This window comes from Corynebacterium sp. UMB8791, assembly GCF_054166365.1.
In genome coordinates, this window is sequence record NZ_JBSZCG010000098.1 from 1 (window position 1) to 302 (window position 302).

Below are 302 nucleotides of genomic sequence, written 5' to 3' on the forward strand. Positions count from 1 at the left end.
GGGCTGCCACGTCTCGGAAAACATTCCGCCGCTGCTGCGCGACAAGGTCGTGCCGGTGGCAGACGTGATTACGCCGAACCAGTTTGAGCTGGGATACCTGACGGGCCGCGAGGTCAATGATCTGGAGTCCACCATTGCGGCAGCTCATGCTGCTCGGGAGCTCGGCCCGGAGGCCGTGCTGGTCACCAGCGTGCTGCGTCCGGAGCGCAAGGAGGACGAGATTGAGATGCTCGCCGTCAATGGCTCCGGTGCATGGCTGGTGGCGACGCCGTACCTGCCGCTGAAGCGCAACGGCTCCGGCG

Annotated in this window: 1 protein-coding gene; it reads left to right on the forward strand. The window is 65.9% G+C overall.

Annotated elements, in window-relative coordinates:
• Window positions 1–302: bifunctional hydroxymethylpyrimidine kinase/phosphomethylpyrimidine kinase (locus ACXIUA_RS02620; RefSeq protein WP_457976056.1), on the forward strand; the 302-nt coding region annotated here is incomplete at both ends.